The organism is Flavobacterium ammonificans, assembly GCF_020886115.1.
GTDB lineage: Bacteria > Bacteroidota > Bacteroidia > Flavobacteriales > Flavobacteriaceae > Flavobacterium > Flavobacterium ammonificans.
The window spans coordinates 816885-828977 of sequence record NZ_AP025185.1 but is presented as its reverse complement, the minus strand read 5'-3'; the positions used below and the strand labels follow the sequence as shown (position 1 = coordinate 828977).

General features: G+C 36.3%; 9 protein-coding genes. 2 read left to right on the top strand and 7 right to left on the bottom strand.

Annotation, left to right across the window (positions count from 1 at the left end; genetic code table 11):
• Positions 1-140: 140 nt before the first annotated feature.
• The 7 genes from LPC20_RS03465 to LPC20_RS03435 form a co-directional block, all read right to left on the bottom strand.
• Complete coding sequence (locus LPC20_RS03465) at positions 141-2066, bottom strand: OmpA family protein (protein ID WP_229326546.1); 1926 nt, start codon at positions 2064-2066, stop codon at positions 141-143.
• A gap of 12 nt (positions 2067-2078) precedes the next feature.
• Entirely contained in the window at positions 2079-3008 is a 930-nt protein-coding gene (locus LPC20_RS03460) for a PorP/SprF family type IX secretion system membrane protein (protein WP_420827832.1), read from the bottom strand.
• Positions 3009-3023: 15 nt separating this feature from the next.
• Entirely contained in the window at positions 3024-5171 is a 2148-nt protein-coding gene (locus tag LPC20_RS03455; protein ID WP_229326542.1) for a T9SS type B sorting domain-containing protein, read from the bottom strand.
• A 67-nt stretch (positions 5172-5238) separates the two neighbouring features.
• Entirely contained in the window at positions 5239-6120 is an 882-nt protein-coding gene (locus LPC20_RS03450) for a glycine-rich protein (RefSeq protein WP_229326540.1), read from the bottom strand.
• An 11-nt stretch (positions 6121-6131) separates the two neighbouring features.
• Positions 6132-8006 (bottom strand): autotransporter outer membrane beta-barrel domain-containing protein, encoded by a 1875-nt coding sequence (locus tag LPC20_RS03445; protein WP_229326537.1) that lies wholly within the window; start codon positions 8004-8006, stop codon positions 6132-6134.
• A gap of 46 nt (positions 8007-8052) precedes the next feature.
• A complete protein-coding gene (locus LPC20_RS03440; RefSeq protein WP_229326535.1) occupies positions 8053-8547 on the bottom strand; it encodes a hypothetical protein in 495 nt (164 codons plus the stop codon).
• A gap of 27 nt (positions 8548-8574) precedes the next feature.
• A complete protein-coding gene (locus LPC20_RS03435; RefSeq protein ID WP_229326534.1) occupies positions 8575-9954 on the bottom strand; it encodes a hypothetical protein in 1380 nt (459 codons plus the stop codon).
• 920 nt (positions 9955-10874) lie between these two features.
• On the opposite strand from LPC20_RS03435, the gene LPC20_RS03430 reads away from it, so the two are divergent.
• Positions 10875-11453: a Crp/Fnr family transcriptional regulator gene (locus LPC20_RS03430; RefSeq protein ID WP_229326532.1), complete on the top strand. Its 579-nt coding sequence runs from the start codon at positions 10875-10877 to the stop codon at positions 11451-11453.
• A gap of 25 nt (positions 11454-11478) precedes the next feature.
• Positions 11479-12054: a Crp/Fnr family transcriptional regulator gene (locus tag LPC20_RS03425; protein WP_229326530.1), complete on the top strand. Its 576-nt coding sequence runs from the start codon at positions 11479-11481 to the stop codon at positions 12052-12054.
• Positions 12055-12093: the final 39 nt, after the last annotated feature.

The following is a 12093-nucleotide window of genomic DNA, read 5'->3' as shown; positions in this document are numbered from 1 at the left end:
TTTTCATTGGAACGCAAAGTTACAAACTAAATTTACAATACCGAATACCTGCTGTCGTACAAATTAAAAACATAAAAAATGGCTTGTCAATTACAACAAGCCATTTCACTAATTAACCAATTACAATCCCCTTAATTGTTTTATTGATTAATTATTACAAAAGTACTTCTACGATTCAATTGATGTTCTGCCTCGCTACATTTAACCCCATCAGCGCATTGGTTGATTAGTTGTGTCTCTCCATATCCTTTGGCAGTTAAACGGTTTTTATTAATTCCGCGTTGCACCAAATAATCCAAGGTAGATTTTGCTCTTCGTTGAGACAAAGCTTGATTGTACGACTTGCTTTGACGGCTGTCTGTATGTGAACCAATTTCAATTTTAAGAGACGGAAACTGATTCAAAACCTCAACGATTTTCTCTAGCTCCACTCGAGCATCTTTTCTAATATTGGATTTGTCCAAATCAAAATAAATATGTCTCAATGATAAGGCTTTAGCTAAATCCAAACCTTGTTGTATTTTATAACTATCTTGATCTAAAGCAATATTAGCTTCCGCTTCCTTATCATAAATTGCAACCGAAGCCGTTGTCTCGTTAGGAGTGTAGGTTGCAGCATTAGCCTGAAGTCTATAAGTTTGGTTTGGATTTACTTTTTCAAAAACAAAGGTTCCTGATTCATTCGTTTGATACCTATTGATCTCTCTTCCAAAATTGTCAAATAAAACAACTGTTCCAACTAAAGGGTGGTTGGTGTTTTTATCCGTTAACTTTCCGAAAATTCTGGTGTTGTACTCGAATGCAAAAGGCTGTAACGCATTATTAGTGAACTCATACAAATCATCATCTCCTTGACCTCCAGGTCTATTTGAAGTAAAAACACCTTGATTTGTATTTCTATTCCAATAGATACCGAAATCATCGAACGGACTGTTTATCGGGCTGGTAAGATGCACTGGCAATGCGTCTTTTTGATTAAGGTCAACCGCAAAAATATCAAAACCTCCCATCCCTTGGTGACCGTCTGAAGCAAAAAGTAAAATATTATCCTTAGTGATAAACGGATAGCTTTCTCTACCTTCGGTATTGATGTTTGTTCCTAAATTCTCTGGCGCGGTATAAGAACCATCTTCGTTGATAGTTACTTTAAACAAATCTGATTGTCCAAAAGATCCTCTTGCATCAGAGGCGAAATAAAGTGTTTTACCGTCTGGAGATAAAGCCGGGTGGGCTACTCTAGCGGCATCTTGAGCAAAGATGTCTTGTACCCCTAGGTTATTCCATTTACCATTTTTAAATACGGATTTGTAGATCTTGTATCTCCCGCCATCAACCACTCGTTTCTGATTGTTCTCTTTCAACTCATTTTGAGTGTAGTACATTGTCTTACCGTCTTGGGTAAACACTGGACTGGCCTCGTGGAAGATAGAAAACGTGCTCTTTGAATACAAGGCGGTTTTACTATAGCTCCCGTCAGCTCGTTTAACTGCATAATACAAATTCGTGTAGGATTGTCCTGTTCTGGCGTAGATTTGATTTCCTACTGCTTTAGGCCGTGCGCTAGCAAATAAAAGAGTATCTCCTTTTATACTGCTGCTATAATCAGAGTACTTACTATTGGTATTAAGATTAGTTATGGTAAATACATCACTACCTTTTTTTATGCTTTCTTGCGCTTTGGTTTGTAGCTGATTCTTTGTACGCAATTGGGTTGGATTCTCTTTAGCGTATTGCACCATGATTTGCTTGGCTTGATCGGTTTTACCTGCTGATTTTAATGACTGAGCATAACGATACAAAAACTCTTTTGGGAAAGTCCCTTTTAGCTCATAACGCTTGGTGTACCATTGTTCTGCTTGAACGTAATTGGCATTAAAATAGTTGGCATCACCCAATTTTTCATAAATCTGCTCTGATCCCATGCCTTTATTGGCTATACGTTCATAGATTTGAATGGCAGATACATACGCCTCGCTGTCAAATTTCTTATCTGCTTTATTAAGTGTTCTAACTTGAGCTACTATTCCCATTGGGAGTAATAGTAATAATGCTAATTGTTTTTTCATTGTTGTTATTAATTAGAAGAATCTTGGCGTTTCTACTTGTTGGGTGATTTTAAACAAATCAAATTGCAAGAAAATTTCATGAGAGCCCGAGTTGAAATTTGACAACCTTGTTGTTTCTCTATCATAACCATACCCTATAGAAATACGATCACTTACCTTAAATCCTACTAAAGCCGATAGTGCTGCACTCCATCTGTAAGCAAGCCCTACTGTGAATTTCTCATTGATTAAAAAGTTCCCCGTTAAGTCAACCTGTAGAGGAGCACCCGCTACCATTTTGGCAACAAAAGCCGGTTTGAATTTTAGGTTGTAGGCCAAATCAAATACTTTACCTCCCATTACATAAAAATGTTGGCGTCTATTCGCTGCCGAAAAAGCAAATTCATCGTACTGAGTAGTTTCCAAAATCATTGGCACAGACACTCCAAGATAAGTTGTATTAGTGTAATAAAATAGTCCAGCGCCTATATTTGGAGAAAATTGATTGTTAATGTTGTTTCTAAAAGAGTTGTCACTAGGATTAAAATGATTCAACTTATTGTAATCTATATTCAATAAAGCACCACCCGCTTTGATCCCAAATGCCAATCTGCTTTCGTTTTCAAAATTTAGTGTGTAGGATAAATCAACTGCAAATGATGTAGTTGTACTAGGCCCAATTTCATCGTGCAAAACATTTCCTCCAATACCTAAATTTGAGTTTTCTATAGGTTGGTGATAGGCTAGATTTACTGTTTTAGGCGCACCTTCTAGACCAATCCACTGCGTGCGATACAAACTGAATAAAGTTCCGTAACCTAAAGAACCTGAATAGGCAGGATTAATTACCGAAGGATTGTACATATACTGTGTGTATTGTGGTTCCTGTTGTGCATACACACAAGTCGTGAGGATAAGTAGTAACCAGCAAATTATTTTTTTCATATTATGAATTATTTTGATTCTTAAAGAAACTAATTATTTTTTAATGTACAAATAACCGGCTTTTTGTCTTTGTATTCCTTTACTATTTAGGTACATCAAAGTATAAAAATAAGTGCCTTCTGGCAGTTCCTCGTTTCTATTCATTGTAGTTCTTCCATCTGACAGTCCTTTAAAAAGAACATCTTTTTGTCCGTATCCATCAGCTTGATAGACCAATACGCCCCATCTATTGTATATTTCTAAGGTGTTATTTGGATAAAAATCAATGTTTTTAATGATCAGTTCATCATTGACACCATCGCCATTTGGCGAAATAGAATTATACATTTCTACATCATCTTCAATTACAACTCTAACGTCTAATTGTTGTTCAGGACCTGCACAACCATTTGCAGAAATTGCATTTACTTTTATTGTACCCCCTTGTTTCCCTACTGTAACATTTAATTGTTCGGTTACTGAGCTTCCAGTCCAATCGCTTGGTAAACTCCATTTATAGGTTACCATACTAGAGCTAGAAACTACACTATAATCTTGCGTTGTTTCTGCTCCTACTACAATTGGACCAGAAATAACCGATGGTAATTCAGGTAAAGAATGTACTTCTATCTTAATTTCGGTACGCTCACTTTCAGCTCCGTTTAAAGTCTGACTCGCGTAAAATGTAACTACACCCGCCACTTTTGTATTAGGCACTGGCGCAATTCTTGACGCAACTCCTCCTGATGGAACGGTATACCAATTAACAACTGCTCCAGAATCTGCATCTACATTGACACTAGTCGCCACTTGATTAAGACAAAAATGATAGGTTTTTGGTTGTAAACTTGGAATCTTTGTAGGTACTGTTGTAATAATTGCTGTATTATTTGTAGTTACTGGATCTAACTCTGCACCAGCAATCACAGCCACGCTTCTATAATCTCCATTAGCTTTTACAATTGCTCTTACTACTAAATTAGCAGTGGCTCTATTTGCAAAGTCACCAATTGTCCAAACCCCAGTTATGCTATTGTAGCTGCCCAAGCTTGATGTTGCACTTACAAAAGTGTAACCACTTGGTAATAGATAAGTAACATTCACACCAGTTGCATTGATAGGACCACTATTTTCCACTGTAATGTTAAAACTAAGCTCATTGCCTTCAACTGGTGACACAGTATTTACTAGTTTACTAATACTTAAATCAGCACAACTAACCGTGGCTTTTGTAAAATAGGCAGTAGCATCAACCGTGTCAGGCAAGATAAAATCGGCTTGAGTACTACTTGTTGGTGTGCCGCCGTTTGTACCCGTACAGCTTTGCGACCATACACCAGAAGTTAATTGCTGACTAGCATACGACATAGCATTGTTAAACAAGCTTTGGTTAGTGCCTGCGCCATTTGCATTGTTTGCAGCATTGTGTTGCAATACAATCTCGGCCGTACCAGCGCTGCTTGCTGTTATTTGCCAAGTTCTGTCCATTCCTTTGTTAGCAAAAGTAGTTTCATCAGCTACACTGGTGGTATAATCTTTTACTTGAACATGAATTGTACGTGCTGCTATTGTTTTGTTTTTTACAGTTGCAGGCGTATAATCTGCACCCGCAATACTTATAGGGAACAAGAAATTAGCATTATTGGCTAGACCTTCTTTGCTCAACACACCTGTACCATTAGTAACTATGTGTTTATCCACATCGAAATTTACCAAATTAGTATTGCTATCCAATACTAAATTAAAGTCGTTTAAAAAGATATGCCCATTAGTAAATTTAATTGAATTACTTACACGTACATTGCCTGAAAGAGCCAAACCATTGGTATTGTCTATTTCTATATTGATAAAGGCTGGGTCTAAAGCGGTGCTGTAGCCACCATTTAAGGTTTGCTGAAGTGGATAATTAGTGTATAAAGGATTCGATCCTTTAAAAATAATAGTCCCTGTGCCCGTTTGATTGTTACCCGGTAAAGCAATAAACTTAGCAGCAGCATCGACTGTCATGTTTTTACCGTAAAAAATTGCCGTAGCCCCATCTTCAATGTAAACAAGAGCATTAGGTCCAAAAGTGACATCGCCATACCATGCTACTGGAACACCTGCATTGATGTTAAAAGTTCCATTGATGTAAGTAGGCGATTGAGCCCTTAAGTCTAGCCAAACTATGCAAAACATCAAAAGCAAAAATATTTTTTTCATATTATAATTTCTTGTAGTGTATTTAATATAGCACTACGATATAAATTTCAATAATTAGTAAGTGTTACTAGTAATAAATATTGATTACACCGTTTCCTTTATTATTTTGATTAGCCATATTTATAGAACCCACCGTTACATAAGATAAATTTATAAATGAAGAGCCGCCACCGCCGCCAGCTTGTGCATTACCACCACCAGCACCGCCGCCGCCGCCAAAATAACCAGCGCCACCACCGCCGCCGCCGTTCCAGCCTGATAAGCCAGCACCTGGATTGACAATTCCCCCATTACCGCCGTTAAGTGCGCTACCAGCAGTAGGTGCCGTTGAATTTGGGTCATAAGTTGCTCCTGCTGCCCCACCGGCAGACTGTGTAGCACCTTTTCCACCTATCAACGAACCTCCATAATCACCAGATATGCTACCACCTATAAGGCCTCCTCCGCCAGCGGTACTAAAACTAGCGTTACCAGACGCACCACCGCCGCCTGCTGCAATAACTAAAGCATTAGCCTGTGTTAAAGGAAAAGCTGTAGAAATGGCACTTAGGCCACCACCTGCCATTGCCCTTTGTGTGGCTGGAAAGGAGATGTGAAAACCGCCATTGCCACCAAAACCATATACAGGTACGTTGGTTGTAGGCTGGCCGCCAACAGTTAAATACAAAATCTGACCTGATGTAACTGGAATTTTGCATCTTACTCTACCGCCTGAGCCACCAAGAACTGAACCACGAGTTCCTCCTTGTGCCCCCATCACATCAACAAATATTTCGGTAACACCAGATGGCACTGTCCATTGTTGGTCTGCCCCGGTATAAATAAAATTAACTACAGTTAAGTTATTTGTTGGCAAAATATAGGGGGTACCTACCACTTGGCCATAACTTTTGCTCTGACCTATTGCGATAATACCAACGATTAAAAATAATTTTAATTTTGTGATCATTAGATATAAAATTAAAGACCAGTTGTCATATAAAAATAAACAAAAGTACCCATGACCATAAAGGTATAAAGGGTCTCTTTACCTTCAGCTGTTAAACCGTTATTCGGACTTTTGATATTTGATGCAGTAAATCCAGTTATTGTAAAACTTGCTTGCCCAGCAGTTTTACCTTGAACGGCCAAAGTATAGGTACCCCCATCTTTAAGGTTAGATAAGGTGAATGTATTACCTGGACTTGCTGTGGTATAAGCCAAATTACTTCTTGAAAAATCTATGGTAGTGCCAGCTCCTGCATTAAATGCTGTTGTATTGGTTGCAGCACCATTAACTTCTAATCTTGATGTTGGTGTTGAAGTCCCAATACCCACATTGCCATTACCTAATACATTAAATAAGGGACTTGAACTTGTATTTACTGTATTTGCTTGACCTACTTCAAAGGCGATTGTTGAAGGAAGATTTCCTCGAACTTTAACATTCAAACCATGACCTGTAATATCAGGATTGTATAATGCATGAACAAAACCTGGTCCACTATGCTGCCAAGTTAAAGATTGGGTAGATACCCCCATATTATTAGAAGCATTGATATTGCTACTTGTATTTGATAACAATGAAATTGGAGTATTAGTACCAATTCCAACAAATCCATTATGATTTATTCTCATACGTTCAGACAGAGTTGATGTAGCATTATTTGTTGTACTAAAAACCAACCCCATACCTTTCGCAGAACTTGTCCAGTTTTCTGTTGCTATACCTGCCATTCCAGCCGAGGTTGTTGAAAATATTGAACCATCGTAACCTGCAAATCCAAAGGCTGACACATCATTTGTTTGAATGGCAGTAGGCGCAGTAGACGGACCTCTTCTCATTCGTATGGCCATTGCTCTTGTGTAGGTATTCGAAACAGGACCTTCAGCCTCTATTATTCCATTGTGTGAATTGGAATTGTTCACTACATCCAAAAATCTAGAAGGCGCAGTGGTTCCAATACCCACATTCCCATTGGCTTGCCAAGTCATTATATTATTGGTTTGAACACCCATGCCATCGTTCATTGCTAAATCTAATCTACTAGTTGCACTAGTATTCGGTGCAGTTGTTGAAGCATAGCTTCCTAAATTAAACTGAGCAATATTTTCCCATTTAATACCTGGAGATTGTGTGCGCTGCATTCTAAAAACTTGTGCATTTGCATTCACCGTATTTGTAGCAGCTAAAGGATTGTTTAGATGCAATGTAGTTAATGGATTATTAATTCCAATACCTATGTTTCCAGCCCTCCAAATGCTTCCCGTTGTATTATTTCCTGCATTGGTTTCAGTGTAAGCTAGATTAAAAGGAGTTGAAGCAGCTACAGCATACGTTTTATAAGATCCTGCACCAGTATTGTCATACGTCCAAGTAGAACCATCGTTACCAATATATAAATTGTCATCCTTTGATTTTAAGGCATTATCATTTGATAAAGGAGGATTAGCTTCATCAAAAATAGTAGCAGTACTCGGTAAAGCAGTATTTACATATACGGTTTTAGAAAAAGCGATTGGAGGTGTTTCAACAGCTAATTTTACCCATCTTGAACCGTTCCAATAATAATAGCCTGGGGTTACAGTATTGGGCGCAGTACCGTCCGTGACAGTGTTAAAAACTGTAAGCCCAGTTGTTGGTGATACAATCGGCCCTGCAAGAATAGTTGAGGTTAAAGCCACACGAGGGAACAACACGCCTTTGTTGTCGCTTTCAATGTCTAAGACTGCACTTGACGCAATGTTAGTAGGATTTTTACCAATTTTTTGCGCAGTAGTTTGTGCAGTTGCGGTATAGCTTAAACCTAGGGTTAAAGCCATTGCAACGATGATATGTTTAATTTTATTTTTCATTTTATATGGAATGAGAGATAGTATTTAAATGCTTTGTAAAGGTTAATTAATCAATTTTATACCAAGCTGTACCATCGCTTTGTATGCGAATGGTAGTGTTAATGTTTAGTGTGGTGAAACTAGTGGTTTCAGAAATTTTAATTGGTAAATCAAATGTTATTGCGTTGGCGGTTTCGTCTATTTTGCGAATAATTAAAATCTTACCTAGGTTTGTATTAGCCGGTGGTAGAGTGAGTGTAAAGGCAGCAGTTGTAGCATCGGCTAAAATGGTATTATCGGAGGGAAGAATAGTATAATTCGTGGATTTTTTTACAATAGTTGTAGAATTCACTGCATCAATAAATTTTAAATTTCTACCCGTTGGATCTATTGTGAGGTACTGGTTAGGCAAGCCTGTTACCATTTTACCCTGAATGGTGTTAGTGCCATCATAATAAAAATAGGGTGGGCTAATTAGGTGTTGTGCTTTAGTAGTGCTAAATGAAAGTAAGATTACTAATAGTAAGAATTTACCAATATGAATTTTTTTAAGGAGTTGCATAATTTGAAAAATTAAATAGTTTTATTTTTAGTTGTAGGTCTTTCTCGTAATTGTACTTAATTGATTCGATATTTGATACGTATTAGGTGCTGAACCATTGTTATAACCTGCTTCAAGGTAAATTCTAACCACATCGCCACTAGTCAAAGATAAATTAGCAGTTCCTGAAAGACTAGATGTATTGCCAGGTACAGTTGATAAAGGATCAGCACTCGAAAGATAAATTTTTTGAGACGAAGCACCCGTAGTTTCTAAGACTAATCTTATTTTAACATCAGAATTTAATGGGGTAAAGTCGGATGAGGCATAGATCTCATAGTAACCATTTCCCGGAACGGTATAGGTGCGATTGGTAGCATTCCAACCAGATCCCATATTTATACCTATACTGCTTAGATTTAAATTATGTTTAATTAAGTCGTTCTCAATAGTTGTTGATGTAGACGAACTTTTTCCTGCAAGTACTATACTCGGAATACCCAATTGGGAAACAAAATTTTGAGTAGTAATTTGGCTAACATTTCCAGAGGCATCCGTTAACAATATATTTTTACCTGTAAAATCAGTAGAAAGGTCTATCCCTCTAATTCTTAAACTTCCATTGATATCAAGCTCTGCTGTAGCTGCTTGACTAGGAAAAATAGTTCCAATTCCCATTTTCCCATCAGCAAAAATGGTCATTTTTGGCCTATTATCTGTCCCGAAAGTTAGTTTTGTATCAGTTCCTGAAGTTAACAAAAAGGCCGAGTTTTCTGTAACTGCTGAACCTGCAAAAGTACCTGCAGAGTTTGTTATACCAAAATTGATTACCCTAGTTTGATCATTCCTAATTTGCATACGGGTTGAGCCATTTGGGTCTGTGAGGTTATGTGGAGTCAATCGCAACGCTTGACCGGCATCGGTAGCAATAGTAAGCTCTGCAATAGGAAGAGGATCAGTCCCTATACCCACTTTACCATCATCTGATATTGCGAATTTTGCAAGACCATTACTAGCTCTATTGGCACCTGTTGATGTTTTACCAAGTTCTACACGACCAGCTGTAGGATTATTTACCCAAGCATCATCTGTAGTATCTGCACTGGTAATTGTATTTGAGCTTGCTATCCAGCGTGTACCATCATTATAATAGATACCAGGCACAACTGCATTTGGAGCCGTACCAGCCGTAGCGGTGTTGTATATGACCATCCCTGCAACATGGCTCGCAAGCGGACTGGCACTATTGGTAGCCGTTAATGCAATACGAGGCATTAAAAAACCTTTGTTTGCACTTTCTATCTCTAAAATTGACGATGGGTTAATTGATGTAGGGTTTTCTCCTATTTTAACTTGGGCATTGGACAAACCGAAAAAAAGTATTGCAACAATTAGAAGGAGAGCATTTTTACTAAATAAATTTTTCATGAACTTATAATTATATTTTATTTTTTTTAATACTGTAATGCCTCAGAAAAAGCGTTACGTGATGGCTAGTTGCCATATAAGGTGGAGTTATATTCAATTTAATATTTCGAAAAAACAAAATCGCCATAAAAGACATACTGGGGGAAATGTTTTGGGCAACTAGAATTAATTTTATCATCATTATTTGAATTATTTTTTAATGGGGCACAATTACTAATTTGTATTTAAAAAACTTAAAAAAATGAAAATTGAAACTCTACAAATACTATTGCACTGAAAATAAAACAAATTATTCTTACAATTAATATAAAAATGTTTGCAAACATAAAATACAAATTCCATTAAAAAGTTGCAAAATCACAAGTTTTTGAAAAAATACTACTAAATATTATAAAATAATTCAATTTTAATCATAAACTAGCCGCAATAGCGACTAGTTTTTTGTTGATTAAACAGTAAAGATTTGGGATCTTCGTCTAGGGGCAACACAATTGAATTATAAATAAATCGTTTTAACTATTTTTTTATTGAATAATAAGGGTATAGTTTCTTTACTATTTTTTCCGGATTTAAATGCGGATGTCGTTTTTTCATTTTTTTTATCATTGTATAAAAGACAAGTATCTCGCTTTCGGGCACGATGAGTAAATTTGATTTTCTTTTAAAAAATTTACAAGCCATCTTGTTTTCATGTTACTAATTAGTTGTTTTAATACTTCTTCTTTTATTCATTGGCCAAAAATAAACTGCTGGTTTCATTAAAAAGTTGTGAAATCACAACTTTTTGAAAAAAACAGGATTTTTTTCAATATATTTGTGTTGTTAATCGGCTTTTTAAGCGTTTTAGAGTGTTTTATGTGCTAAAAATAATTGGCTTGAACCACCGATTTACAATTACCCAAACCCAAAATCTTTTACCCATGAAATCTCAATCTGACAAAAAAGACCCAAAGCTTGCTCCTAAAGAATCTGACTTTTCTTTTATTCAAAAATTTGCCCAATTTCTTTTTAGCAAAAAATACAAGAAAAAAGAATTTTTACTTCGCGCAGGCGAAATCAACGATCGTATTTTTTATGTAAAAAAAGGTTTGCTGAGAGTATACATGGTATATGAGGAAAAAGAAATTAACACTTGGTTTGTCAAGGAAAATGAATTTATAAGTTCTGTTAACAGCTATTATAATGAAACTCCTAGCGAAGAATTCATTCAAGCCTTAGAAGATTGTGAAATTATATCGTTCAAAAAAAGCACTTATTCTATGGTGCTCAAACACAATCATAAATTAGCACTTTTTGCTATCAAACAATTGTATATAAAGTTATGCGAATACAGTGATCAATGTCAATATTTACGAATTCTATCTGCTGAAAAAAAATACGAGTTTTTGAAAAATAGAAACCCTGAGGTCTTGGAGCGAGTGAGTCAAAAGCATGTAGCTTCTTTCTTGGGCATAGAAACTACTTATTTGAATAAAATAATTGCAAGTCATAAAGAGTGAACTTGTTTACTAAATACTAAATACCATGAATATTATCAACCGCGTTATTGGACTTGAAAAATTCTTTAAAAAGAAAGATATACCACTTCTTGAACAATTAGCTACGTTGCCTTTTACCAAAAAAATTAAAAAAGGAAACCATATTTTACATGCAGGAGATGTAAACAAACATATTTTTTATGTTCAATCGGGATTGTTTCGTGTGTATTTACTTAATGACGACAAAGAAGTGAACACTTGGTTTGTTAAAGAAGGAGAATTTATTACATCAGTTAAAAGTTTCCACAAACAAGAACCTGCTACTGAATACATTCAGGCATTAGAAGATAGTGTGGTATTGAGCATTCGAAAAGATGTGGTGGATATGGTTTTGAAAAGCAATCATAAATTTGCCTTATTTGCTATAGATGAATTATTCAACAACCTTTGCGAATATTCTGATCAATGCGATATGCTACGTTATATGACATCCGAAAAGCGCTACCTTTTTCTTAAAGAGCGAAAGCCCGAAATCTTAGAACGATTGAGCCAAAAACATTTGGCCTCTTATATTGGAGTAGATAGCACCTACTTAAGTAAAATTGTAAATCAGTTTAAATAAACCTAATTCTATATTTTAAAAAATTACCCAAATTTAACA